Source organism: Streptomyces sp. NPDC059443, assembly GCF_042750105.1.
Classification (GTDB): domain Bacteria; phylum Actinomycetota; class Actinomycetes; order Streptomycetales; family Streptomycetaceae; genus Streptomyces.
In genome coordinates this window covers 51,274-76,207 of record NZ_JBHYVM010000013.1, presented here as the reverse complement: position 1 = coordinate 76,207, position 24,934 = coordinate 51,274, and the positions used below count along the sequence as shown (strand labels likewise).

Here is a 24,934-nt window from a genome sequence, read left to right as displayed (position 1 = left end):
CCGCGGCACCCAGGTGCCGTGCCGGTCCGGCGCCACATCGGCCGAGCCTCACTCGTGCTACCTATCGACGGCTGCTTCCCGAAGCTGCCGACGCCACCTACGATCAAGGGAAAGGCTAGGTACGCGGTGACCAACTCACCTCTGCACACCCGGATATGGCGCGCACTCCTCGGCTTGGGAATGCTTGTCGCAGTGCTGGGGGCCGTGAGCACGGCTCCGGCTGCGGCACACGACAACCGAACGGGGCGAACCAGCGTCCAGGCCACCACATTGCAGGCCAGAGGTATCGCGCCGGCCAGTGCTGCGGATGGCTGTCCGGTAACCCGCTACGGTCACACCGGCTATGGGATCTGCGGCTCCAGCGTCCTGGACGTCACCTGGGCGGACGGACACACCGAGTCCTTCGTCATCGGCACCGACAATGCGGTCTGGCACATCGTTTCCTGGTACAGCAACTGGGCGAGCATCGGTGGCCAGGCGAGCGATACCGACTCGGCCTTCTACAACTCGTCCAACCAGCCGACGGTCAGGGTGTACGTCTCCTGGGCACCCCACAAGTACTGGTGCAGCTCCATCGTGGGCTCCTCCTGGAGCTCCTGGTACGCCTGCTAAGCGGCTCGGGTGACGTTTGTTGCTGACTGCCGGATCCGATCGCGTTGTCGGTTCATCGCCTAGTCGACGGCCATGCCCATGGCGTCGGTGCTGGTCTGGGCGCGCTGCGGGCAGTCCTGTTACTTCGCCTGGCGCAGACCAGCTCGGTGTCTTTCAACTCCGCGCCTCGCGGCGGCAGGTGGAACAGCTTCTCCCCGACCACTGATAGCCGCGGTGTCCATCGTGGACTCGGCGTCGATGTCGGCCAGGTGGGCGGGGGCGTCGGTGACCGTGTCGTCGAAGCAGACGGCCAGCACCGAATCTATACCGGCGCGTGTTCGCGCCACGTGGTGAGGGGCTGCGCGACCAGAGACAGCGAGGAGACCAGCACGGCGAGCAGACCGTCGCCGGGCATCAGGGCGGCCCGGAAAAAGATTGGCGCAGGCCGATGAGTTTTCCGGTGGGCCGCGGTCTTAGATCGTGAAAGGTACGCCGCAAGGCGGCCACGAGACTCCGAACTCCGAGGAACCCCAGATGCGCACTCTCATCAGCTCCGCCTTCATCTCCCTCGACGGCGTCGTGGAGGCTCCGGGCGTCGAGCCCGGGTACCGCAACTCGGGCTGGACCTTCAAGGACATCGAGTTCCTGCCCGAGGCGTTCGAGATCAAGGGGCGGGAGCAGAAGGAAGCCTCCGCGATGCTGCTGGGCCGGACCAGCTACGAGGCGTTCAGCCCGGTGTGGCCCGCCATGGAGGACTTCGCCGACTACAAGGAGATGCCGAAGTACGTCGTCTCCACCACCCTCGCCGAGGACGACCTGGTGTCGAACTGGGGCGAGACCACGATCCTGCGCTCGCTCGACGAGATCGCCGCGCTCAAGCAGACCGAAGGCGGCCCGATCATCATGCACGGCAGCGCCTCCCTGAACCGGGCCCTCTCCGACGCCGGCCTGGTCGACCGCTACCACCTGCTCGTCTTCCCCCTCCTCCTCGGCGCGGGCAAGCGTCTCTTCAGCACCACCGACAAGGACGCGCAGAAGCTGAAGCTCATCGAGCACGAGGCCTACGCCAACGGCATCCAGCGACAGGTCTTCGACGTCACCCACTGACGGAACCCCGTACCGGCCGCACCCACAGCTGCCCCAGCCGGCCACGGCCGCGTGCTTCGGTGGCTGAGCCCAACACGGGCTCATTGGCTTCCGAGCCGGCCATTCCGGAGGCCGCGTCGAAGCGGGCCGGCCGCTCAACGACCGCGGCGGCGAGTACCAGCTGCACCCCTGCCTCACCGGCGGCGTCACCTCCAGCTCGGTCATGCCCGTGCCTCAGATCAAGGCCTCGGATCCGGCCACATTCACCGCACAGCGACGCGCACGGTTCACCGCGCAGGTCGCCAACCTCGCCCGCTCCGCCTGACCGATCCCTCCACACCTTGATCAGAGTCGTGGAGGGCGGTCACGGCCCACAAGCGGAGCTCGGGCGCTGGCCACCCTCCCCGCTCGCTCTGCGAGCGGGGTCTTCTTGTCCTAGCGGTCGGTGCGGGGCTTGCCGCCGCGGGTGATGCGCCTGGTCATCAGGGTGATGAGTGACCAGGGCAAGAGAGCTTCAGAGCGCTGCGGAAGGCATTCGTAGTCCCTGACGTTGCGGCGGGCTCGTATCAGCCAGCCGATCGTCCTCTTGACCATAGTGATCGATGACGCGTTCCAGCACGGTGCGAATTCGCTGGTGAAGCGGCTTGTCTGCCGCTCCACGGTTGATCCACGGCGGACGTGGCCGGGGCGGCGGGCGTGGCGTCGGGATTTGTGCGGGTTGTCGGGTGATGATGGCTCAGTGCGACTTGATCACGTGTCCTATGCGGTGGCCCGCGACAGCTTCGTCTCGACCGTCCAGTGGATCGGATCGGCCCTCGGAGCCGGGTTCGTCGACGGGGGCGTGCACCCGCGATTCGGCACCCGCAATTTCATCCTCCCGCTGAGCGGCGGCACCTACGTCGAGGTCGTCACCACACTCGACCACCCCGCCGCCGACCGCGCACCCTTCGGCCAGGCGGTCGCGCGCCGCGCCGCCGAGGGCGGCGGCTGGCTCGGTTGGGTGGTCTCCGTCGACGACATCGCCCCGGTCGAGGCCCGCCTCGGCCGTACCTCGGCCGAGGGCCACCGCGTCCGCCCCGACGGGTTCGACCTGAGGTGGAAGCAGATCGGCCTGCTGGAACTGCTGGAGGACCCGCAACTGCCCTACTTCCTCCAGTGGTCGGTCCCCATCGAGGAGCGCCCGAGCGCCGACCCGCGCACCTCCACCACCATCCACGGGGTCTCCATCGCCGGCGACGCCGCCTCCATCGCCGAATTCCTCGGCGAACCGGCCGACCACCCCCTCGAGCAGATCGACGTCACCTGGGTCGAGGATGAGGAACCGGGCCTGGTCTCGGTCGAGTTCGCCACCGCCCACGGCCCGGTCACGATCTGACGAGGGCTCGGCTGCCCCGCGGGAGCAGCCGGCTGGGGTCTCCTTGCTGACGAGCTCGTGCATGGTTGGCCGTGGCACGTCGAAGGGTGCGGTTCGGCCCCGTGATCACTGCGGCTGACGGGCGCCGCGGGTGGCGGTCTGCTGGTGTGAGAGCGGTGCGGCGACGGCTTGGATCGTGTCGCTCATGTACTCGCGTCGACCGTGGTGACAGGCCAGTGCTCGCCAGTTCTTGAGGTGGGCGATGCCGTGCTCGACGCGGATACGGCGTGAGGAGTGGGCCTTGCGCTGGCGTTCTTCATGGATCTCCTCGTACCCGCCCGGCGGGCTCTTCTTGAACTTGCCGGCCTGCTCGGCGGCGCGGCGCACCTCGGGGTCCTCGGGGTCGAGGAACACGTCCAACTGGGCCTCGTACAGTGCCTTGTCGTCCTCTACGGAGGCTGCGGCCGCGACCTCGTCGGCGCCGTAGAGCATGACGCCGAGGTAGCGCAGGCACCCGACGCAGGTTTCGGAGCAGACGGCGGGCAGGCCGACTTCGATGCGCGGGTAGCAGAACGGACCCTCCCGCCGGGCCGCGCGGGCGCGTCAGGCGGACGCAGGGCTCTGAGCCCCGGCGCAGGGCGCGAAATGCTCAGCGTCGTACGTACCGCCAATCGGGGAAGACCCCTCCTCTGAGTTGGGGCTCGGGTATGGACGGAACGGCCGACGGGCAGGGAGGTGCTTGCCGAAGCGGCGGCCGCGCCTAACGAGCACTTTATGCGACATATCACATACGCTGAGTGACGTGCTTGTGATGCGGCGCCGCCTGTGGTCGTCAGCGCTCCCGGCGGTCCTCGCCGTAGTGCTGGCCGCTCTCGTGCACGTCCTGGCGTGCGCCCATGGTCCCGAGCCGGGACGGGCTGCCGCCTCCGACTCACTGCCCGTCGCCGCTGCGGCAGTGGTCGCGGATGGACGACCGCTCCCCGTGTCCGACACGGCGGGAATCGGCGCGGAGCGGGGAATGCGGTTCGCCGACTGCGCGGAGGCCGACGAGCCCGGTGTGCCGTCCAGGCAGGTCAGCGCCCCGCCGGCACCCGACGCCGCGGCATCGGTCTACACGGCCCCCAGGCAACCGGTCACGGCTGCCTGGCGCGCGGGCCCGTCGAGGGGCTCGTTGGAACATCACGAGGAACAGCAGCGTGTGCGGTCGGTACTGGGGGTGTGGCGGACCTGATCGGGACGCACCGCACGCAGTGACGCAGTGGCCGAAGGACCGGCCCCGTTACGGCTTTGCGGTGTTCACGCGTCCTGAACCGTCCTCACGATCACGCGGTCCACCCCGGCGGTGGGGCCGTGGGAGGCCTACGCGATGAACTCTTCGCACGATGCTGTTCCCTCTTCTCCTGCCCGGCTGCTCGCACCGGCGGCCACGGCCGCCCACACCCCGGCCGGCCTCGTCGGTGACACCCCGGTGCTGTGGATCGGCGAGCCGTTCACCGACCCGGGCCGAGGCTTCTGGGCGAAGTTGGAAGGCCACAATCCCGGCGGGATCAAGGACCGGACCGCGCTGTACATGGTGGCCCGGGCCCGCGAACGCGGCGAGCTCGCGCCCGGGGCGCCGATCGTCGAGTCGACCTCCGGCACGCTGGGGCTGGGCCTGGCCCTGGCCGGGGTGACATTCGGGCATCCGGTGGCGGTGGTCAGCGACCCGGGCATGGAGCCCCTGATGCGGGGCCTGCTGAACGCCTACGGTGCCGAGGTGCACCTGGTGGACCGGCCACACCCGGTTGGGGGCTGGCAGCAGGCGCGCCGGGAGAAGGTGGACGAACTGCTGATCGCCCGCCCCAGCGCGTGGTGCCCGGACCAGTACGACAACCCCGACAACGTCGCTGCCTACGCGCCCCTCGCTCACGAACTGGTCGCCCAGCTCGGCCGCATCGATACGCTCGTGGTGAGCGTGGGAACCGGCGGCCACTCGGCCGGTATCGGCCGGATCCTGCGCGGCTTCTTCCCCGATCTGCGGATTGTCGGCGTGGACACCTGCGGCTCCACGATCTTCGGGCAGCCCGCCGCACCGCGCCTGATGCGGGGGCTGGGGTCCAGCATCTACCCGCGCAACGTCGACTACGCCCTGTTCGACGAAGTGCACTGGGTCGCCGCTAGCGAGTCGGTCCGATCCGTCCGCGCCCTGGCGAAAGCCCGCTACGCGAGCGGCGGCTGGAGCGTGGGCGCCGTCGCACTGGTAGCCCGCCACCTGGCCGCCACATCCCCGCCGGAGAGCCGGATCGCCGCGGTCTTCCCCGACGGACCGCAGCGCTACATCGGCACCGTCTTCGACGACGCCTGGTGCCACGCCCACCAACTCCTCAGCGGTAAGACGGTCGATGTCCCAGACGAGCTGACACATCCGGGCGAGTGGGTCGTCGACCGCTGGAGCCGCTGCACCACGATCACCGACCCCCTCGCCCGTGCCGGCGTCACCTCGGCCGCGGACGAGGACGCCGCTGTCGTCGAGGTGACGCGATGAGGACGCTGCTGGCGACCACGCGCAGCTTCCCGCAACCAGTACGACTGCTGATGATCAACCAGTTCGCCATCAACCTGGCCTTCTACATGCTCATGCCCTACCTCGCCGCCCACCTGGCCGGCGAACTCGGGCTCGCCGCCTGGGCCGTCGGCCTGGTGCTCGGGGTGCGGAACTTCTCCCAGCAGGGCATGTTCCTCATCGGCGGCACCATCGCCGACCGCCACGGCTACAAGACGCCGATCATGGCCGGATGCCTGCTGCGCACCGCGGGATTCGCCCTGCTCGGCTGGGTCGACAACCTGCCCGCCCTCATCGCCGCCTCGGCGGCCACCGGCTTCGCCGGCGCCCTGTTCAACCCGGCCGTGCGCGCCTACCTCGCCGCCGAGGCCGGTGAGCGGCGGGTGGACGCCTTCGCCGCGTTCAACGTCTACTACCAGGCCGGCATGCTGCTCGGCCCGCTGGTCGGCCTGGCCCTGCTGGCAACCGACTTCCGCCTGGTGTGCACCGTCGCGGCCGCCGTCTTCGCCGCGCTCACCGTGCTCCAGGCCCAGGCGCTGCCCGCCCGCCGCGCCGCCGACTCCGACTCCGACGGCGGCAGGGGCGAGGGGCTGGGCGGGGTGCTGGCGCAGTGGCGGCAGGTGGTGGCCAACCGGCCGTTCCTGCTGTTCTCGCTCGCGATGATCGGCTCCTACGTGCTGACCTTCCAGGTGTACCTGGCGCTACCGATGGCCGCCGACACCGTGCTGGGGGTTGACGGGGCGAAGGCCACGAGCGGGCTGTTCGTACTGTCGGCCGCGGTCGCGGTGGCCGGGCAGCTGAAGCTGACCGGCTGGGCGAAGCGGCGGTGGAGCCGTGAGGAGGCGATGGTGCGCGGGCTGGCCGCGATGGGGATGGCCTTCGCTCCCCTCGTACTCGCACCCTCCGGTGCGGGAGCGTGGCCAACCGGTCTTCAGCTGGCAGCCCTCGCGGCGGCGGTGGTCTTGCTGGCCGGCGGCAGCGCGGTGGTCTACCCGCTGGAGATGGACACCGTCGTCGCCCTGGCCGGCGACCGGATGGTGGCCACCCACTACGGTTTTTACAGCACCGTCTCCGGCCTGGGCATCACTCTGGGGAACCTGGCCACCGGTGGGCTGTGGGACTACGCCACAGCCCACGACATCCGATGGCTGACCTGGGCGGCCCTGACCGTGACCGGGCTCGGCTGCGCGGGCGCGGTCTACGCGCTCGCCCGCACCGGGCGGCTCGGCTCCGCACCTGCGGCCCCGGCATCAGCGCCCGCGTAAGGGGTGCGGGGCACTGCTGTCCCGAGGAGGCATCGCCCCGGGACAGCAGGCGGGGGTCAGGGGCTCAGGCCGGGTGGGGCGTGTCCTGTCCGACCGGGCTGGTGCGGAGCGCCGCAGGGCGGGCGAGCAGGCAGGCCAAGGCGCCCAGGACGAATCCGTATACGGAAACGAGGCCGTGGCCGTTGGACTGGGTGAACCACATGACCAGGCCGAACACGGGCACGCCGGCTGCGAGCAGGACTTCCGTGTACTGCGTCTTGTCCAGACCCGTGCGCACGGTGCGCGGGTTCCGTAGGACGCGGAGGAGGAGCGCGGCGGCGAGGGTGGCGCCGAGGAAGTAGGTGGCTCCCGAGCTGCCGGCGAAGTTGCGTGGGTCGGTGCTGTGGTGGCCGCCCGCACCGAAGAGGGTGTCGATGTGTTCGGGCAGCAGGATCCCGGTGAGGAAGAGCCCGAGGGTGAGCGGGGTGCCCCAGAACCAGTCGGCCAGGGCCGCGATGACGCCGAGCGTGACGATGTTCCAGGCCCCGCCGGACAGGCCGCCGTTCTGCATGAACACCGAGGTCAGGACCCGCCACCAGCCCGATCGGGCCGGATCGACGCCGGCATGGCCGAGTTCGCCGCATCCGGCTACGACGGCCTGTCGATGCGCAAGGTCGCCCAGCGCCTCGACGCGCAGGCCGGAAGCCTCTACTACCACGTGCCGAACAAGAGCGCCCTGATCCAGCTGACGGCGGACCGCGTCGCCGGCCGCGCCTACGAGGCCGGCACCGCCGCGCTGTCCCTGATGGAACGGCTCCTGGAAACCCTCCACGACGCCGGCATCCCCGCCGGCCACGCAGCAGTCGGCGCCGACACCCTCCTCAGTCACACCACCGGCTTCGTCCTGCAAGAGCAGAGCCAATCCCCCTCGGTGGACGTCAGCGCGGAAGAGGCCGCGGCACTGCACACAGGGTTCCCCCTCACCGTGGCCGCCGCCACCGCCTACACCGAGGACGAAAGGTTCATCCGCAGCGTGCGGCTCGTATGCGCAGGCCTCGCCACCCACACCCAACCAACCCCGTAAAGATCGGTCAGAGCCGTTTTCAAGAATCGCCATCACCAGCGGCGGCGTACCACGGCCGGCCCACGCCGCACACACCAGGAACCTCGCCCGAGCAAACCGAAAGGTCCGCCGAAAAGCTGACGGACCCTCACGGAAGATCGAGGCCAGAGCTGGCCTTCCGCACTCTCAGGTCAAAGCGGTCCCCAGCAGCTCGACGCGATGCGAAGTCGTTCGGGCGCTCACGCCGAGTATGCCGAAGATGAGATCACGGCCCATCGTCGCGCCCACCAGCGTATTGACCGGACCGAACGAGGCCGCCATCGGTGTGACCGCGGCTCCGGCCGTGACCTTTGCCTCTTGGCGCGACGCGATGAAGGCCGGGACGTCGGCGGGCCGGATCAGCGGGCCGCTCGACCCCACTCGGAGGCCGCAGCCTCCGGTGATCATCGACACTCCGCGCTCAAGACAGGCTTGAGCGCACAGTTCCGGAAGCGATGCAGGACGGTCGGCGGCGACTACGAGGAACCCGCCTTCGCGCAGGTGCGGCACCAACGCCTCGCTGGTCGTGATGGTTTCCATGACAGCGGTCGGCTCCGCTTCGGGGAGGCGCTCACTCACCCACTCGCGGGCCACATCGACCTTTGCCCGTCCGACGTCACAACGCCGGTAGAGGTATTGGCGGTTCAAGTTCTCCAGCGCGACCCGGTCGCCGTCCACGAGCGTGAGTCCGCCCACGCCCGCACCCACGATCTCGGCCAGCACCGCGCCGCCGATGCCGCCGACGCCGAGAACGGTCACGTGCGCCGCGCGCAGCCGATCCTGTGCCGCGCCGGCATCCAGACCCAGGGCCGCGAAGTACTCGACCTGGTTCCGCCAAGCGGACGAGTGCCACGAGCGGTCGAACGGTGCGACTACGAAGCGAAGCCGAAGAAGCGTACGCACGATGGCGTCCACTTGCCTTCCGCTCGGCGCTGGCAGGCCGGCCGGGTCGTCGGAGACCGCTTTGAGCCATTCGAACATCGCTTCAGGGCAACGTCGGACCAGCAGTACCTCGTCGGAGAAAACGCGCAGCTCGTCGCCGTCGCGGGACCAGGTCGCCGCAGGCGAGAGAACGTAGCGGTCGCTTCCGTCAGCCATCCCTGGCCTCCCTTCGTAGCGAGATCACGGTTTGACGAAGATCACGGAGAATCGGCGCTCCAGCTGAACCGGGGGAAGCGCACAGCGTCCATCGATGGCCAGGGCCGGCCTGCCAGTGCCTCGCGCTGCAGCCAGTGGCCTCGGAGTCGCAAGAGCGGCAGGACCGGACACTGCTCGCGGACCGCTCGGCGCAGCTCTTCGCACGCGGCATCGTCATCCGGGTCTTCGGACAGCCGACGCAGCAGCGGCGCGAGCACCGGGTCACGGCGTGCCGGGTCGAGCAGGTCCAGAGCACAGATCGGATCCTCGAAGAACGGGCCCCGCAACGCGAGGAGCAAGTCGAAGGACTGTGCCGAGCCCGAGACGAAGTCTGCGGGTGCCAGCTCGACCTCGACACCGAGGTTCTCGGTCAGCTGAGCCGCGACCTCTTCGGCCACGACCAGGTTGGGGTAGTAGTCCCAGTACCCCAGGCGCAGCCGTTCACCGGCGCCGACGGTGCTGGGCGGTGCCTCGACATGGTCGTCGGGCGCCGCCGCCTCCACACCGTTCCAGCACCGTGCGACAAGGCGGTCATAGCGGATCGCGCCGAGGAGCCGGCGACGAAACTCCGCGTCGCCCACCGCCGACGGGCTGTCGGGGGTGATCTCCAGACGCATCTCGATCGCGGTCGGTGCCGTGTGGAACACCCGGCTGTCCGCGAACTCCGGGACTCGGTCGAGCGGAAACGCCGTCGCGCACGTCACGTCGACCTCACCCCGCCGGAACCTCGCCGGGGCCTCGTGCGGATCGCGGCGGACGAGCACCCGCACAGGTGGCGTGCCGGCCTTGACGGGTTCGAGCCAGTACTCGTCATCGGCGGTGCGCACGGCACGCTCGTACGCACCGGAGGACAGTTGCCCGCACGACGAGATCGGAGCGAGATCGACGCTCCGGAGCAGGCTCGGCAGGTGCGGCGCCTGGCGGCGGAGCTCGATGACGAGCGCGTCCTTCGAGGTGCGGACCGCGCGGATGTCGAGCAGGAACCGTTGGAGCGACGGAACCGTGAGCGCGGTCCGGATCGCCCGGGCGTGATCGCGCGCACGCACCGGGCTCCCATCGGAGAAGGACGCGCCCTGCCGGACGCGGTAGTGCTGGCTGAGCCCGTCGTCCGCGACCCAGACGAGATCGAGCCGGCTGCGTTGGCTCGCCGCGGCGAACCAACGGCTCAGGTAGTCGCCTCCCGTGGGCCCGTGCCATCGAATCGGGTCATCGTCCACCTCGACGGTGACGGGGCGCATTTCGTTCACGTGGCCACGAGGGGGCTGTCGACCGCCCGAGGTGTCCGTTCGGGGGCGTCCGGCGAGGCGTCGATCTGCGCACACAATCCGGCCACCGCCGTCGCGACCTCGCGCAGCCGACCGGGGGCGACGTTCGCGAGGAGAGCTTCGCGCTCTTCCCGCTCGCGCGGCATGAGGGTCTTGAACACCTTGGCCTGCGCCGGCGTCAGGCGGAGAGTCGACACCTCTGCCTCACTTGCGCGATATACGACCACGACGGTCGGACGGCTCAGCTCCGGCGTCCAGGTGATTTCGCGAGGGTCCGAAATCATCTTGACGACGTCGACATCGAAGTCCGCGATCAGGAAATGCGGCTTGTCCTCTACGGTGGCGGGCCGCCGGTATACGTTGACGAGCTCTTCCTCGACCTCGTCTCCCCGGAACTCCGCAAGCATCGAGTCGTACGCGTACAGCGCCCTGGCGGCTTGCGCGTGCACGCCGTCCATTTGCGCCAGGATCTCAGCGACCGCTTCCTGAATGGGCATTGCAGCCCGTTCGAGCAGTGCGTCGATGAATTCCACGTACGTGAGTCCCGCGCCTTGCTTGAGGAATCGCAGCAGGTGGTAATAACGGCGTGTGAAGTACCGGGAAAGACGCAAAACGTCCTGATAGTACTCGTAGTCTCGATTTCCGCTGCGAATGAAGCTGAATCCGGTGAAGGTCGCCACATCGTCCCTGATGAGCGCGCGGACATCCGGCGGGAGGAAGGTCCCCATGGCGTCGAGTTCGCTCTCCAGCGGTTCGAGTTCCGCTCGGTACTCATCTGTGATCTCGGCACCGGGAAGCGGCTGGAGCACGCTGAGGTCACTATTGACGGCACCGTAGGCGATCGCGTCGAAGACGACCTCCAGCGACTTCTCGAGATCTTCGGCGGTCTCGTCCGGGTACCCTACGATCGTGTTCGTCTCGAACTGGATGCCGACTTCCTGGGCGGACCGGAAGAACTCGTAGGTCCGCTTCGTCGAGGGCATCTTCAGCATGGCCTTGAGGATCTTCTCCGACCCCGCGTCCGTGCCGCAGAAGATGTTGAAGCACCCCGCGTCGGCCATGCGCCGCAGGAGGGACGGGTTGACGTTGTCCGGCCGGACCGCGCAGCCCCACTCGAACATGTCGTTGTGCTCGGAGAAATAGGACACGAACTCGTCGAGATACGGGCGCTTGTTGGCGAAGTTGTCGTGCAGGAAGTTGAACTGGGTCACCCCGTAGGTGCGATGCAGGAAGCGAAGCTCGTCGAGGATGACCGCAGGATCCTTGATCCGGAAGTCTCGGTCCCAGAACGTCGACGTCATGCAGAACTTGCACGAATAGGTACACCCGGATCCGATGTGCACGTCGAAGATGTGCGGGGTCGACAGCCGGATGTAGTCACCCATCGGGACGGCGTCGTATGCGGGCATCGGCACGAGGTTCAGGTTCGTGGTCGGCTGAGGCCCGCTGGACACGGACTTGCCGTTCACACACGACCAGAAGCCGAGCACCTTGGCGGGATCGGCCCCGTCGGCAAGGGCATCGGCGAGAGCGGTGATCGCGAGCTCTCCCTCGCCGCGGCACACGAAGTCGACGCAGTCGGCGAAGCGCGGGAGGGCGTCGGGGAAGACGCCGAACGTCCCGGGTCCACCGAGCACCACCGTGACATCGGGCCGGAGCCGCTTGACCTGACGCCCGATGAGAAGGCATGCCGGGAGGGTGTCCGCGAGACAGGTGAGGCCGAGAATGTCGGGATCGGCGGCGAGCAGACGGGCGCAGGTCCGGTCGAGCCAGTCGGCGTCACCGGGCTCGAAGACACCGATCCGGTGCTCGTACTCCAGGTCGACGACGACGGTGGGGTGACCATGCGCCATCAGGGGTGAGGCAATGCAGAGCAGTCCGAGAGGAACGAAGAACGGAGAATTGACATCGGCATTGATCAAGGGCCGGCCCAGCGTCACGCGAACACTCTGCGTGGACGATCGAACCGACACCTGGCCCTCCCCCGCAAACGAGAGGGCCAGTCGTTTCGGAGTCGACATCAGATGCGATCAGCAGCGCCGCGCAACAATGGCACCCAAAGTAGCCGATGACAGGCTGATCAGCTCGACATCATCGGCGAGGTCAACCCCTTCCCCGTCGGAGAAGAGCACCATCTCCGGCTCCGCCTCGGCCATCGCGATCACCGGACGTTCCTGCACTTCCTGCGTCATCGTTGTCCTCTCTTCACCTCGAATGGAACCAACAGCTTCATCTCATACAGTCCTTGACGCCCTGTCAATGGGGCCTGCACACATCGTCCGATGCAACAACTGATCCCTGACCCATCGGTCGATGTGCGACGGTGGATCTTGCCAGGAATGAGGAATTGCCCTCTGGCCTGCGATGACGTGAGTTCTCCGGGCTTCCAGCACGCTGGATCAAGAGGGCATTTCCGAGATTCGATCTCCTGCCGCGATGTCTGCTGACCGACGGATGCCGGGCCTTTCCCGCCCCTTGTAGGGCTTGATCGAGTCTGGGTAGGCTGCTGCCGGTCCGGAACAGTGCCAAGCGGAGAGGTCGCCGTTTGATCTGCTCACCTTCAGCGGACAAGGGCTGCACATGGATGGTTTCCCGCCATGTGGCGCAAAAGGTCGAGGCACCGGAATCCGCAGGTCGCGGAGGCCGATTCGGCGATCACTCCATTCAGCGAGCCCAGTCATTCAGGGCATTCAGCAGGATCCTCCTGCTTTTGATGTGTCATCCGATATGTGACATTCGGGACGGAGCTAGGATTGTGACGTCTTCGCAGGCCAAAGTTCCTGATCTGGAATCCACGGCGGTCCCGTTCTTTCCGATTCCCCGGGCGCCTGGTTGTCCGCTGGATCCGGCACCTGAGCTCGCCGAGCTGCAGGAACGGGCGCCGCTGGTCCGAGTTCGGCTTTGGGACGGCAGCACTCCGTGGCTGGTGACGAGGCATGCGGAGCAGTGCGCGCTGCTGTCGGACCGCCGGGTCAGCGCGGACTGGATGCAGCCGGGCTACCCGTTCCACACTCAGTTTCTGCAGGACCACCATGAAGAAGGCCAGTTCCTGACCGCCATGGAAGGCCCCGAGCACCTCCGGCTGCGTCGGATGATCGCCCGGCCGTTCACCCCGCGCATGGTCGAGCGACTACGGCCAACGGTCCAGCAAGTCGTCGACGACCACATCGATGCTCTGCTGGCCGGGCCGAAGCCGGCGGATTTCGTGTCGGAGTTCGCCCTGCCGATTCCGTCCATTGTCATCTGCCACGTGCTCGGCGTCCCCTACGAGGACCACGACTTCTTCCATCGCGCCATCAGGGCAGTGACCAGCAGCGACGTCCCGGACGATGTCGTGAGCAAGTCCGAGCGCGAGCTGTATCACTACCTGGCCCGGCTGATCGGCCGCAAGCTCGATGACCCCGATGACGGCCTGCTGTCCCAGCTGGCCACCGAACGGCTGGCCACCGGCCAGCTGAACCGGCACGAACTGGTGATGCTGGTCCTGTTCCTGCTGATCTCGGGGCACGAGACCACAGCCAGCATGATCGCGCTGGGCACGCTGGCCTTGCTGCTCCATCCCGACCAAATCGCCGTGCTGAAGGACGCCGACGACCCCGGGGTCGCTGCGGCCGTCGACGAGCTGTTGCGGTACCTGACCACCGTCCAGCCCGGCCGTCGCCGCGTGGCCGTGGAGGACATCGAGATCGCCGGGCAGCTGGTCCGCGCCGGCGAGGGCCTGATCCTCCCGGAGGAGATCGGCAACCGCGACGAAAGCGCGTTCCCCGGTGCCGGGGTGCTGGACCTGCGCCGCGATGCCAGCCAGCATCTCGCGTTCGGGTTCGGGGTGCACAAGTGCACCGGCCAACCGCTGGCCCGCCTGGAGCTCCAGGTCGTGTTCGCCGCCTTGTTCCGGCGCATTCCGACACTGGCCTTGGCCGTCGACCTCGGCGACCTCCCGTTCATGGACGACGGGCTCGGGTACGGCCTCAAGGAAATGCCCGTGAGCTGGTAAGTGAACGAGGTCGAGCCGGTGACAGGAGGCGCAGTGGAGTTGTTTCGGGTCGGGCACATCCGGCCGGAGCCGGAGCAGGAGCCGAGTCCGCCGGTGGTGGACGAGGGCGTCCCGACCTCACGCCCACGCCGGCTCCAAGATGTGCGCAACCGTTTCCAGGAGATGCGCGCTACCGGTTCCAGTATGTGGCACCTCCACCGAAGATGGTCGCGGCGCCGGCAACGGTTCCCGGAGGGTCGGCCCCATGTCCTGCGCGAAGTGCGGACGGGGGGTTCCGGTCGACGGCCGAGGCCCAACACCAATGATCACCGGAGTCACCAGGGGGAGCCCGCAGCATGACCGGCACCACGGAGGCCCTTGGCGGATCGGCTGCAGTCGACGATGCAGCACGAAGCGTCACGCGCCCGTTCTACGTATACGCCGTGCTCGCCAACGCGCTTTTCCAGCGTGGCGTATTCGTCATCTTCCTTTATCAGCGAGGCTTCTCCGCCGGGCAAGTGGCCCTCCTTCAGACACTGCTCTACCTGGTCGGCGGACTTGCGGAGTTGCCGACGGGAATCATCGCCGACCGAATCGGCAGGCGTGCCAGCATCGTGATCGGCCAGGTGCTGGTGGCCGGATGCCTGCTCGGACAGGTGGCGTCCTCCAACTACTGGGTGTTCCTGGCGCTGTTCATCGGCCAGGGCGTGGGCATGGCATGTGTATCCGGTTCGGACACCGCCCTGCTGTACGACCTGCTCGTGCGTCGTGGTGCGACGGCCGGCTACGTCAAGATCAAGTCCCGGTTCACCATGCTCGGGACGGTCACCTCGGGAATCGCCATCGTCATCGGCGGCCAACTGCAGCAGTTTTCCTGGGGAATCGTCTACGTCGGTTCGGCGTCTTGCCTCGTCCTGGCCGTGGTGGTGCTGATGTCACGGGTGCCCGAGATCCGCGGCGCGGACGCGGTGGACGAACAGGACGGAGCCGAGAAGGAGCACGGCGACACCACGGCATGGCGGGCGATGCTTCGGGTCGCCACACCGGCGCTCGTGACGCTTGTCGTGGTGTCCGGATTGATGCATGCGACTTTGACGCCGTACATCATCTTTACGCAGAAGACCCTCTCCGATCAGGGAGCAAGCACCGCATTGGTCAGCGTGGTCATATCGGCGGGATTCTTCGTCGGCGGACTCACTCCCTTGCTGTCGGACCGCGCGAACCGGCGCATCGGGTACCGAGTCATCGCCCCGGTGTCTCTCCTGACGCTCGCCGTGGCGCTCGGCCTGAGCGGCCTCGGCCTTGTCTGGGTCACCATCGCCGCGTTCCTGGTCCTGGTCGGAATTCCCGAGATCACCGCCGTGCTCGTGGACAACGTGTTCAACGAGGCAGTGCCGTCGCGCCACCGGGCGAGCCTGCTGTCGATGATCGCACTCGTGGAGTCGGTGCTCATCGGCACCGGCTATCTCGTCCTCGGCACGCTCATGGACGGGTTGGGCTCCAGTCTGGGCATGGCCGCCTACGCCGCGGTCCCCCTGCTGGCATGTCTCCTGTGGCTCCCGGTGCTCTTCCGGGGGACGCGGGTGACCACCGAGATCGAGAAGCCCTCCGACCAAAAGGCATCCTGAAACAGACCATCTCGAACAACGCCCCTGATCGATGAGGAGCCGAAGTGGAATTGATGCAGATCGGGCACAAACGACCGGTGCTGGATCTAACCCCGCCGGTCGTGCACGAGGATGCCCTTTCGGTTGCGTTGGTCTGCATGCCCTGGGCCGTGGTTGACATGCCCTCACTGGCGCTGAGCACGATCGCTCCGTTGTTCGAGCAGCGCGGAGAGGTTGAGAAGCTCGACGTCGTCTATGCCAATATCCGGTGGCTCGACTTCTTGGTCCGGGAGGCGGGCCTCGAACGTGAGCACTACGAACTGATCGTCGATGCCGAAGTGTTCGGGGTCGGCGAATGGGTCTTCTCCAGCTACTTTCGCCCCGGTATCGACCCACGCCACACGAGTTTCCATGACCTCGTGAGCGACAGTGAGCACGTTGATGCCTATTGTGCGATGTTCCGCGCGGCGCCCGCCTTCATCGACGAGTTGGCCCGAGATCTCGTAACGTCAGGTGTCGATGTCCTGGGGTTGACGACGACGTTCGATCAGAACATTGCCTCGTTCGCGCTCGCGCACCGCGTCAAGGAGTTGCAGCCAAGCATCGTTACGATTCTCGGCGGGGCGAACTGCGACGGCGTTCAAGGTACGACAGTCCACCGTGCTCGCACGGAGTTCGACTACGTGATCCGGGGCGAGGCGGAGCGCTCGATCGCGCCACTCATCGCCCACATCGCAGGATGTCGTAGCGGTGACGAGAAAAGGCATGCCGAACTGCTGCGTGCCGTGCCCGGCCTGTGCTGGCGATCCGACATCGACGGATCCTCTGTGAGCAACCCCATCGGACCGACACCCGTCTCCATGAACGTGGTGCCGGAGCCCGTCTACGATCACTATTTTCGCGATTTGGGGAAATCTCCGGCCGCTCAACTCATCGATGTCAAGATTCCTCTGGAAGCCAGCCGAGGATGCTGGTGGGGTGCGAAGCACCATTGCACATTTTGCGGCTTGAACGGGTCGGCCATGGCCCATCGCGCAAAGCCCGCCGAGCGCGTACAAGCGGAGGCCAGCCGGGCCATCCGTCGGCACAACGTGCTTGACCTGGTGTTTGCTGACAACATCTTGGCGCCCGAACATGTCATTCAACTGACCACCGATATGGCGCTGCCCGCTGAATGGGACGTACGGTTGTTCGCCGAGGTGAAGTCGAACCTCAATTTCAGTCAACTCGAGTCCCTTGCGCGCGCCGGTTTCACGCAACTACAACCGGGTGTCGAGAGCCTCTGCACACCCATCCTGCGCATCATGCGCAAGGGGGTGACCGGGTGGCAGAACGTGCGATTCCTACGAGACTGTGCCACCTGCAGGATCTATCCGTCGTGGAACATCCTCATAGGCTTCCCCGGGGAGCAGGACCTCGACTACGCGGCGTTGATCGACTCGCTCCCGTCCCTCCATCATCTGACGCCGCCCGCCGGGGCGTTCCCGATCAAACTGGAACGCTTCAGCCCCTACTTCGACGATCCAGAACTCGGTCTCCGGGCTCTCGGTCCCTCGCGCAACCTGATGAGCGCTTACGAGGGGGTAGAGGACGCCCTCGATGACCTCGTCTACGTGTTCGAGTCCGAGCCCGCTGGGATATCACCTGAGACGGATGGGATGTTGCGCGAAGCGGTCGCGAACTGGAAGGCCACCGCATCGATTTCTCGGCTGGTCGCTCTGCCGGCGCCGGACGACTCGCTCGTCGTCGTCGACGACCGGCCCGCCTGGCCCTCCCGTGAGTTGGTGCTTCAACCGGGCCTCGAGGCCGAGGCCTACCGTGCACTGGCCAAGGGCAAAACGCTTCCTGCACTCGCTTCCACGATGCGCTCGCTCGGGATCGCAGTGCGAGAAGGTCAGCTCGAAGAGCTCGTCGGGACGTGGACAGAGCTCGGAATCATTTTTCATGAGGATTCCACCTATTTGGCGCTCGCGACGGGATTGCGTTGGTGACGAAGCAGACAGCAGAGCGGCGGTCGAACCGACGAAGGCTCTTCGCGTCGGTGAATCTCCACTCGATGCAGAGCAGGGAGAATCTCGTCACCCTGACCCGGTCGGGTTACGCCGGGGTTCGACTGGTCGGTCACTTCGCCATGTCGGAGATGGGCGATCGCGAACTCGTCTCCTTGATCGCGCTGCTCCGCGACGCGCGCGGCGTTGGTTTGCGGGTTTCGTGGAGCGGCGACTGTGGCGCCCTTGAGGTCGGGTGCCTTCGCCACCTCGACCCGCCGCGGCAGTCGGACGGCACCTTCGCGTGGTCGGCGCAGCAGGGAGAATCCCTTGTCGTTCGGCGCGGTCCGACGTTCCTAGCCGTTGAGGACACACGCTACGGGGAGCGTCGCCGCATCGATATCGACCGCTCGGAACCGGCGGCAGCCGTTCTTGATGAAAGCAGTTGGGGGCACACGATCACCCCCGTAGAGGCGGCCAGTCTGCACGCTCTTGAATTGCACGACCTCGTCTTTCGTTCCGGCGACCACTGTGTGGGTATTGCCGTAAGGCAAGGAGTCTGGTGTGTCTGAAGGCAACATCCTCTTCCGCAAGACACTCGATGAGCGGACTGTGTCGCGAGGGTCGACGGATCCAGCCGCCACCATCGTTCCGATGCGCATGGGGTCGGCCGGAGTGGGACTGCTCGTCAACGATCACCGCGAAGCCACCCGCATCTTGTCCGACGTCGAAACCTACGGCAGTGCGGGCGAACTCATGGCGAGCGTTTTCGACGAGCCGGCCGAGTCAGATCCGGATTCGATGTCCGAGATGGTCTTCTCGGTCAACCAAACCGATGGGGAAGAGCATCGTCGCGTACGGCGCGCACTTCGGAAGGTCATCGATACTCGCGTGCGCGATGTCTCGGACCAACTGATTCAGGACGTCCAACACTCGATCGAGAGCGCTCTCGCCCTGGGAAGGCTCGACGCGGTCGCGTCGATCGGCGTGCCCATCGCCGACAGCGTAATGTCGCGATTGCTTGGACTTGACGAAAACCTCGTCTCGGCCCTGAGGACCGCGGTTTACCAGGGATACCCGGTGCGCGAACTCGACGCCACGCTCGTCGACTGGGTGCGCGACAGGCGTGCTCACCCCGCCGATGACCTCGTGTCGGACCTGATGGCGGAGCTCCCTTCTCTCGACGATCGACAGGTGGCGGCGAACACTCGACTGCTCGCGCTGTCGGGTGTCGAGGTGTTGGCGGCACTGATTACGAATGGGATCCTCTGCCTGGCGCAAGATTCGAGGACTCAGAGTCTCGTGCGCGATGACGAGACGCTGCTGCCCGGCCTCGTCCATGAGGTGCAGCGATACGCGAGCCCGATTGCGCGGGGGATCTATCGGATGACGAAGAAGCCATCCGTGATAGGCGAGTACGCGGTTCCCGCAGGCACTTTGCTCATCATCGGGGTGGACGTGTGCAACAGGGACACTTCAGTGCTTCCGGATGCTCACAGATTTGATCCCACTCGCAGTCGAGATTTCGAATATCTGACGTTTGGCCACGGGCGGCATTCATGCCTGGGCATTCCAGTCACACGTCTTATTGCGGCGCAGGCCCTGCGCGCGTTTCTCTCGGGAACAACCAGTTTCGGCCTGACCGTGGAATCGTCAGAGCTGCGTTTCCACGATACTGCGGTCATGAACGGTCTCGTCGAACTCCCGATTTGGGTTGAGTGCGCGAACCACTGAAGTTGATTGGGTGATGTCGGGGCCGTTCGCCTGACAGCTCCTGGCCGGTTCCGGTAGCCCTGGACCGTGAGATACGCGCAGGGTGGCGGGTTGACCGACGCCGGGAGGGCCGCGCGGGAGCGGATCCGGCTGCAGGCCGTGGAACGCTTCGGGGGCGGGGAGAAGAATCGGGAGATCGCGGCCGCGCTGCGGGTGTCGGAGCGGTCGGTGGAGCGGTGGCGCCGGCAGTGGCGGGAGGCGGGAGCGTCCGGGGTCCACTCGAAAGGATCGCCGGGGCGCCCAAGGCTGAGTGAATCGCAAGTGGTCCGGCTCGAGCAGGAGTTGGAGCGCGGGCCGCTCGCCCACGGCTGGCCGGACCAGCGATGGACGCTGGCCCGGGTGAAGACGCTGATCGGCCGGAAGTTCCACGTCTCGTACACGGTCGAGGGCACGTGGCGGCTGCTGAAGCGGCACGGGTGGTCGTGGCAGCAGCCGGCCCGCCGGGCGATCGAGCGCGACGATGCGGCTGTCGAACTGTGGAAGAAGGAGGTCTGGCCTCAGGTAAAAGCGTCGCGGTGGCCCGTGGAGCCTGGATCGTCTTCGAGGACGAAGCCCGGCAGTCCATGAGACCGCCGCGTGCCAGGACCTGGGGCAGGCTCGGCCACACGCCCGTCGTCAGCGTCCGTGCCCGAGGGTCCGGCCGGGTCTCGATGGCTGGGATGACCTGTTTCAAACAGGGCGAGCGGTCGCGGACTGTTCTACAGCTTCCACGTCTACTGCCCTCTTACGCGCCCGACCTCAACCCGCAGGAGGGCATCTGGGCCCTGGTCAAACGGACCATCGGCAACCTCGCCGCCGCAAACCTCGACCAGATGGCCAGAACTGTGAAACGAAGCCTCAAGCAGATCCAGTACAGGCCGCACCTGGTCGACGGATGCCTCGCCGGAACCGGCCTGACCATGGATAACTGACCATCGGTTGGCCGTCGATTCAGTGCTGAGCCATCGGCTTGGTCCGACGCTGGTAGGACAAGGCGCATACGCCGAGGGAAAATCCCATAGAGAAGAAGTTAGCGAAGCCGATAATGAAGACCCACGGGGACATACCGGCCAAGTTTGCCGTGGAGAGTCCACCGGTCGCAATCACCACCAGGCCGAGGCTTCCGTAGGGCGTGAGGGCCACCGCCGAGGCCCAACCGGGTGCAAGGGGAAGCCATCGCGGGACCCGCCGTCCGCGCAGCCCGGGTACCCAGCGCGGGAAGATCTGGCCCCATGGTCGGGTGAGGGCTCCGAGGAGCGTGATGCCCAGAAGGATGCCCACGGCGGTGAAATCGATCCCGTGTTCCTCCAGCCATACAAGAACCTGGGGAGCCCCGTTCTTGCTGAACTCCTCGGCGATATTCATGCCCACCGGTTTGCCCGCCGTTCCGCCCCATGACCAGTAGAGCTTCATCGCCACATAGGGAAGACAGCCGATGGCGCCCGCAATCGCTGCCCGCCTGACGGTCAGCGGGGGGACGATGTACGACATGCTGGATTCGGTGTGTCGACGCATGTCATTACTCTGTCGAGGGACAAGTGCTCCGCGCATCCACCCGGGGCACAAGGTCCTCCCTCCTACGGGGGAGATGTGGAACCACCACGCCCCCCAGTGATACCTACTGACTCGGCCAGCCTCTCGGGCTCGGTCAAGCCGCCGCCCTGCGCGTATCTCACAGCCAAGGGCCGTCAGGCGCACGGCCGACATCACCCAATCAAGTTCAGTGGTGTCTTTCGTATCTGCCAGCCGCGGGGTGGGTCCGCGCACCGGTAGGCCTCCGCATCCTCTTCGGCTTCCGGCTTCCGGCTTCCGGCTTCCGGCGGAGCGCTCCTGCGCTAGCCTCGAAGCAGCATCTATCACTTGGAGACAGTGATGCGGATCGTCTTCGACCCGGCCGAGCAGGAGGCCCTGCGGGCCGACGCACGGGAAATGGCTGACTGCGACCCGAAGATCGCCTACGTCCTGGAGCGGCTGGCCGGCGAGGGTGTCGACCTGGACCGCGTCACCGCCTGGGAGGACCTGCGCGAGAACCTCGGGCAGCCCCCGCTCGACGAATCCGCTCCCACCTCGAACGTAGCCTGATGGGGCGGCACGCCCCAAGGCGCGCCCGCATCGTCTTCTACGACGTGGCGCAGGAGCAGATCGAGAGGATGACGCAGGCCGAGCGCCTCCGGCTGGACCCCCCGCTGGTGGCCATCTCCAGGAACCCCGAGATCGGTATCCCCTCGAAGCACGATGCGATCCGCGAACACCGCGAGGCCGGCGTCCGGATCTTGTACGTGCCGACTGCCCTGGGCACCCTGGTCCTGGTCGCGTACGTCGAGGCGGACTGACCGCACGCCACCCATCACGCCAGCTTCCCGAGCAGTCAGCCACCGTAGGGCGCCGGACCCACAAGTCCGGGGCTCTGCCGTGCGCACCCCTTTTTGAACGGGGCTGGGCCCCGCCGGTGGGCAGGGCCTAGACGAGTCATTCCGAAGTGATCAGTGGTCGTAGGCGATCAGGGACCGTGTGATCGGCTGTCCGGTCTTGTGGTTGTGCCAGATTGCTGCGGCCAGCGTGAGGATGCGTTGGGCGACGCGGACGGCGAAGGCCTCAAAGGTCCGGCCGCCGTGTTGTTCCAGGTCGAGCTGGCCTTTGAGGGTGTCGTTCACCGACTCGATCAGTTCGTGATCACCCGCAGGCCGGGGCGGTCTGTGACTGTGTCCGGCTCACGATCCAGCATCGCCGTCAGCACCTCGCGTTCGTCCAGCTTCGGGTTCGCAAGAGACCACAAGATCGGCATCCCCGCTGGCGTGCACACCAGGTACAGCCGCAGGCCCCAGAAGAATCGGGAATGGCTGGCGCAGTATCCGTATCCGGCCCAGCCAGCCAAGTCCGACCGCTTCACGGTGGGTCGTGAACGGCCGCACTCGACCGGGGTGGAGTCGATGATCCAGTGGTTGTCGAACCAGAAGTCGGTGTCCGTGGCAAGGAGCCGTATAGCCCGCTTGACCAGTGGGTGTCCGTGGTCTCGTCGTCGATCTTCACATACAGTGCGATGAGTAGGGCGTCCAGGTCATTCGTCACAGAAGGATCTTGGCCGCCCTGTCCATATCTCCGGCCGCCGGTAGGGCGCTGCCCGATCGCTCGGCTTCACGCTGGAGTAGGCCGACAAGCTGCTGGAGACCGGACGCCCACCGCCATGGCCGCCCAGTGCCGGACCTCCCGGTCCGCGCTGTGGCTAAAAGCGCCCAGGGAAACGCGAAGATCAGCTCTTCCGCCATCTGCACCGCTCTGCTGCCCGCCGCTGTCGAAGGCTGCGACAACCTGGCCGTCTGCGCGTCCCGGTCCCGGACCGATCTTGCCCGAACCCCGCGCCGTGTTCATATCATCGGTGTCATAGTTTGATGTTGTGTGGACAACTCTTGCGCCGCTCATCGGCGTCCTGCTCGGTGGGCTCATGTCGATGCTGGCCCAGCGCTCGGCAGGACGCGCCTTGGAACGCGGCGAAGCACGCCGCAGTGTTCGTGAACTTGCTGAGGCGCGCCGCAACGAGCGTCTCACTCACCTCATCGAATTTCTGTCTGCGGTGCAGGAAGCCGAACGAGTCGCGGTGGATCGGTATCACCACAACCTGACTGACGAGCAGTCGCAGGCCCGGGCAAGGCAGGTCCTTGACAGGGTCTGGGTGACGCAGAAGACGATCCACGTACTGTGCGCGTCCGAGGTCAGCGAAGCGGCACGTAGCCTCGCGTTCGCAGTACAGGAGGTGATCAGGAAGGGCCCCCAAGATCCGGGAGATCCGCAGGATGAGAAGGTCTGGGCGCACATACATCCGAGCCGACAGGCATTCCTTGACCTCGTGCGCCACCAGCTAAGTTGAGCCTCAGAGGGATTCGGCAGCTGCCGTGAGCGGCCCGGGACAAGCACCAGCTCCGACGGCGCGGGTGCGGCCTTCGGCGTCGCCGACGAGGACCCGCACGATCAGGTTCGACTTGGCGTTGTGGTCGAAGAGGGCCTGAGCCTGGTTTGCGGTCCGGGCGAGCAGGACGTGGCCGATGGCGTCTTCGTCCGCAGGTCGACCAGGAGTGGCCCCGGTCAGGGTGGAGCCAGGGCTGTTCGCTGGTGCTGTAGTTCACGGTCCCTTTCGTCGGTATGCGGGCGGGTCAACGTTCCACTACGGGCTTGCCAAGGTTGAGGTGGACGAGGGTGACGTCCAGGCGCCGGTGAGGGCGACCGTTCCGGCACGGGGGCGGCCGACGGCGCGACGGCGATGCTCGGCCCTTGCTCAGGTGCTGGGCAAGGCCTCATTCGAGGGTTCTCCTTCGGTTGCTCCGGGCCGGGGAAGTGGGACGAGGACGACAGTGGCGGCTGCCGTCAGCCGTCGGTTTGGTTCGGTGGTCTCCCGCTTGGTCGCGGCCAGTTGTTGGCGGAGGCCGTCGGACGCCGCCCTCGCTACGGCCATTGGCATCGGCACCGCCACCGCCCTGCGCCGCCACTTCGGCCGCACCGTCCACGTCCCGCCCGACACCTATCGGCGCACCTTCCGCACGTGCGCCTCCACCGCCGTGCTGACCGGCACCAAGGTCCCCTCGGGCTCGGTGACGGGCGCACCCCGCTGGTTGTCCGACGCAACGGCCGCCCCGGAGAGGGCCCCGCGCCCCTGCGCGCGATCCTCCTGCTGCTCGCGCTGTGCCTGCCCGCAGCCGCGGCGGCCGTCGTCGCGAGCACCGCCGACCGGCGGTTCCGGCTACTGGGCGGCCTGATCGCCGCCCAGACGGCCGCCATGCGCACGAGCCACCGGCCGTACCGGGATGCGCACCGGCCCGAGCACGACCGGCCGACCCCGTGCCCGTCGCGTCGCGTCACGGCAGGTGTCCTGGCTGCCCTCGTGATCGCAGCGACCGCGGCGGACGGTGCCGTACGGCAGTACAGACTTGTCAGAGACCGGCATCCGCGACTGCACCCGGAGACTGGAAGCCCACGACGTCCGGGCCGTCGGTGCCGCGTTGGCCAAGCTGCGTGCCGCCCGTCGCTGCGCGGAAGCCGCCAACGCCCAGATCGACGGGATCCTGCGGGCAGGCGGCTACGAGGGCACCCGCCGCCCGCCCGCGACGGGGGCCGCCGTCCTCTGTGACCGTTCGGCTTGACGGCAGCCGCACCAGCGGACCGTGGAAGCGGCCGGCCCCGGTGGTCTGCAGCCCGGGCGCCCCCGCCCCCGGCGGGGGGCCCCGGGGCGGGGTAGCAAGTGGCGGGGCCCGGGTCCGCCGGGTAGAGGGCCAGGGCGATGTTGGGGGGCGGGCGGGGGGTG

General features: G+C 67.1%; 24 protein-coding genes and 3 pseudogenes. 18 read left to right on the top strand and 9 right to left on the bottom strand.

The window, feature by feature from the left end:
• The first annotated feature begins 270 nt into the window (after positions 1 to 270).
• From ACFXDJ_RS15230 to ACFXDJ_RS15220, 3 genes are all read left to right on the top strand, one after another.
• On the top strand, positions 271 to 612 hold the full coding sequence (locus tag ACFXDJ_RS15230) for a hypothetical protein (protein WP_384660894.1): 342 nt from the start codon (positions 271 to 273) through the stop codon (positions 610 to 612).
• A 513-nt stretch (positions 613 to 1,125) separates the two neighbouring features.
• Entirely contained in the window at positions 1,126 to 1,698 is a 573-nt protein-coding gene (locus tag ACFXDJ_RS15225) for a dihydrofolate reductase family protein (protein ID WP_384660897.1), read from the top strand.
• Between the two features lie 718 nt (positions 1,699 to 2,416).
• Positions 2,417 to 3,052 (top strand): VOC family protein, encoded by a 636-nt coding sequence (locus tag ACFXDJ_RS15220; protein WP_384660900.1) that lies wholly within the window; start codon positions 2,417 to 2,419, stop codon positions 3,050 to 3,052.
• Between the two features lie 105 nt (positions 3,053 to 3,157).
• Here the strand turns inward: ACFXDJ_RS15220 and ACFXDJ_RS15215 are convergent, their stop codons facing one another.
• Positions 3,158 to 3,418, bottom strand: a complete 261-nt coding sequence (locus ACFXDJ_RS15215; protein WP_384660908.1) for a hypothetical protein — start codon at positions 3,416 to 3,418, stop codon at positions 3,158 to 3,160.
• A pseudogene (narY, locus tag ACFXDJ_RS15210) lies at positions 3,392 to 3,604 on the bottom strand (nitrate reductase subunit beta); the annotation flags it as partial. The gene ACFXDJ_RS15215 and the pseudogene narY, both read right to left, overlap by 27 nt.
• 793 nt (positions 3,605 to 4,397) lie before the next feature.
• Here narY and ACFXDJ_RS15205 point away from each other — a divergent pair.
• Entirely contained in the window at positions 4,398 to 5,555 is a 1,158-nt protein-coding gene (locus ACFXDJ_RS15205) for a PLP-dependent cysteine synthase family protein (protein WP_384849180.1), read from the top strand.
• Positions 5,552 to 6,838 carry an MFS transporter gene (locus ACFXDJ_RS15200; RefSeq protein WP_384849177.1) on the top strand — a complete coding sequence of 429 codons (1,287 nt, stop codon included), beginning with the start codon at positions 5,552 to 5,554 and terminating at the stop codon, positions 6,836 to 6,838. The genes ACFXDJ_RS15205 and ACFXDJ_RS15200 overlap by 4 nt, the downstream gene beginning before the upstream one ends.
• A gap of 64 nt (positions 6,839 to 6,902) precedes the next feature.
• Here ACFXDJ_RS15200 and ACFXDJ_RS15195 read toward each other — a convergent pair whose 3' ends face one another.
• Positions 6,903 to 7,394: a hypothetical protein gene (locus tag ACFXDJ_RS15195; RefSeq protein ID WP_384652914.1), complete on the bottom strand. Its 492-nt coding sequence runs from the start codon at positions 7,392 to 7,394 to the stop codon at positions 6,903 to 6,905.
• Between the two features lie 48 nt (positions 7,395 to 7,442).
• On the opposite strand from ACFXDJ_RS15195, the gene ACFXDJ_RS15190 reads away from it, so the two are divergent.
• Entirely contained in the window at positions 7,443 to 7,901 is a 459-nt protein-coding gene (locus ACFXDJ_RS15190; protein ID WP_384652916.1) for a TetR/AcrR family transcriptional regulator, read from the top strand.
• Between the two features lie 165 nt (positions 7,902 to 8,066).
• Here ACFXDJ_RS15190 and ACFXDJ_RS15185 read toward each other — a convergent pair whose 3' ends face one another.
• The 4 genes from ACFXDJ_RS15185 to ACFXDJ_RS15170 all read right to left on the bottom strand — a co-directional run bounded on the left by ACFXDJ_RS15185 (position 8,067) and on the right by ACFXDJ_RS15170 (position 12,513).
• A complete protein-coding gene (locus tag ACFXDJ_RS15185) occupies positions 8,067 to 9,017 on the bottom strand; it encodes a ThiF family adenylyltransferase (protein ID WP_384849174.1) in 951 nt (316 codons plus the stop codon).
• 41 nt (positions 9,018 to 9,058) lie between these two features.
• The gene (locus tag ACFXDJ_RS15180) at positions 9,059 to 10,303 is read right to left on the bottom strand and encodes a hypothetical protein (RefSeq protein ID WP_384849171.1); all 1,245 of its coding nucleotides are present in this window, start codon (positions 10,301 to 10,303) and stop codon (positions 9,059 to 9,061) included.
• Entirely contained in the window at positions 10,300 to 12,261 is a 1,962-nt protein-coding gene (locus ACFXDJ_RS15175; protein ID WP_384849168.1) for a B12-binding domain-containing radical SAM protein, read from the bottom strand. Before ACFXDJ_RS15175 ends, ACFXDJ_RS15180 begins: the two co-directional genes overlap by 4 nt.
• A gap of 90 nt (positions 12,262 to 12,351) precedes the next feature.
• Positions 12,352 to 12,513: a hypothetical protein gene (locus ACFXDJ_RS15170; protein ID WP_384652924.1), complete on the bottom strand. Its 162-nt coding sequence runs from the start codon at positions 12,511 to 12,513 to the stop codon at positions 12,352 to 12,354.
• Positions 12,514 to 13,076: 563 nt separating this feature from the next.
• On the opposite strand from ACFXDJ_RS15170, the gene ACFXDJ_RS15165 reads away from it, so the two are divergent.
• From ACFXDJ_RS15165 to ACFXDJ_RS15135, 7 genes are all read left to right on the top strand, one after another.
• On the top strand, positions 13,077 to 14,315 hold the full coding sequence (locus ACFXDJ_RS15165; protein WP_384652926.1) for a cytochrome P450: 1,239 nt from the start codon (positions 13,077 to 13,079) through the stop codon (positions 14,313 to 14,315).
• Positions 14,316 to 14,650: 335 nt separating this feature from the next.
• Positions 14,651 to 15,922: an MFS transporter gene (locus ACFXDJ_RS15160; RefSeq protein WP_384652929.1), complete on the top strand. Its 1,272-nt coding sequence runs from the start codon at positions 14,651 to 14,653 to the stop codon at positions 15,920 to 15,922.
• Positions 15,923 to 15,975: 53 nt separating this feature from the next.
• Positions 15,976 to 17,892, top strand: a complete 1,917-nt coding sequence (locus tag ACFXDJ_RS15155) for a RiPP maturation radical SAM C-methyltransferase (RefSeq protein ID WP_384849223.1) — start codon at positions 15,976 to 15,978, stop codon at positions 17,890 to 17,892.
• Positions 17,889 to 18,461 (top strand): DUF5825 family protein, encoded by a 573-nt coding sequence (locus ACFXDJ_RS15150; RefSeq protein WP_384652931.1) that lies wholly within the window; start codon positions 17,889 to 17,891, stop codon positions 18,459 to 18,461. Before ACFXDJ_RS15155 ends, ACFXDJ_RS15150 begins: the two co-directional genes overlap by 4 nt.
• Positions 18,454 to 19,623 (top strand): cytochrome P450, encoded by a 1,170-nt coding sequence (locus tag ACFXDJ_RS15145; RefSeq protein WP_384652933.1) that lies wholly within the window; start codon positions 18,454 to 18,456, stop codon positions 19,621 to 19,623. Before ACFXDJ_RS15150 ends, ACFXDJ_RS15145 begins: the two co-directional genes overlap by 8 nt.
• Before the next feature lie 66 nt (positions 19,624 to 19,689).
• Positions 19,690 to 20,229 (top strand): winged helix-turn-helix domain-containing protein, encoded by a 540-nt coding sequence (locus ACFXDJ_RS15140; RefSeq protein ID WP_384652936.1) that lies wholly within the window; start codon positions 19,690 to 19,692, stop codon positions 20,227 to 20,229.
• A 92-nt stretch (positions 20,230 to 20,321) separates the two neighbouring features.
• Entirely contained in the window at positions 20,322 to 20,573 is a 252-nt protein-coding gene (locus ACFXDJ_RS15135) for a transposase (protein ID WP_384652938.1), read from the top strand.
• 19 nt (positions 20,574 to 20,592) lie between these two features.
• Here the strand turns inward: ACFXDJ_RS15135 and ACFXDJ_RS15130 are convergent, their stop codons facing one another.
• Positions 20,593 to 21,156, bottom strand: a complete 564-nt coding sequence (locus tag ACFXDJ_RS15130; RefSeq protein ID WP_384652940.1) for a hypothetical protein — start codon at positions 21,154 to 21,156, stop codon at positions 20,593 to 20,595.
• A 345-nt stretch (positions 21,157 to 21,501) separates the two neighbouring features.
• Between ACFXDJ_RS15130 and ACFXDJ_RS15125 the strand changes: the two genes are divergently transcribed.
• Positions 21,502 to 21,723 carry a hypothetical protein gene (locus ACFXDJ_RS15125; protein WP_384652942.1) on the top strand — a complete coding sequence of 74 codons (222 nt, stop codon included), beginning with the start codon at positions 21,502 to 21,504 and terminating at the stop codon, positions 21,721 to 21,723.
• A complete protein-coding gene (locus ACFXDJ_RS15120) occupies positions 21,723 to 21,974 on the top strand; it encodes a hypothetical protein (RefSeq protein ID WP_384652944.1) in 252 nt (83 codons plus the stop codon). The genes ACFXDJ_RS15125 and ACFXDJ_RS15120 overlap by 1 nt, the downstream gene beginning before the upstream one ends.
• A gap of 150 nt (positions 21,975 to 22,124) precedes the next feature.
• Here the strand turns inward: ACFXDJ_RS15120 and ACFXDJ_RS15115 are convergent.
• Positions 22,125 to 22,642 (bottom strand): annotated as a pseudogene (locus ACFXDJ_RS15115) (IS982 family transposase); the annotation flags it as partial.
• Positions 22,643 to 23,083: 441 nt separating this feature from the next.
• Between ACFXDJ_RS15115 and ACFXDJ_RS15110 the strand changes: the two are divergent.
• The 3 genes and pseudogenes from ACFXDJ_RS15110 (at position 23,084) to ACFXDJ_RS15100 (ending at position 24,773) form a co-directional block, all read left to right on the top strand.
• A complete protein-coding gene (locus ACFXDJ_RS15110) occupies positions 23,084 to 23,506 on the top strand; it encodes a hypothetical protein (protein WP_384849165.1) in 423 nt (140 codons plus the stop codon).
• Positions 23,507 to 24,071: 565 nt separating this feature from the next.
• Positions 24,072 to 24,176, top strand: a pseudogene (locus ACFXDJ_RS15105) (AraC family transcriptional regulator); the annotation flags it as partial.
• A 384-nt stretch (positions 24,177 to 24,560) separates the two neighbouring features.
• On the top strand, positions 24,561 to 24,773 hold the full coding sequence (locus ACFXDJ_RS15100; protein WP_384652949.1) for a hypothetical protein: 213 nt from the start codon (positions 24,561 to 24,563) through the stop codon (positions 24,771 to 24,773).
• The last annotated feature ends 161 nt before the right edge of the window (positions 24,774 to 24,934 follow it).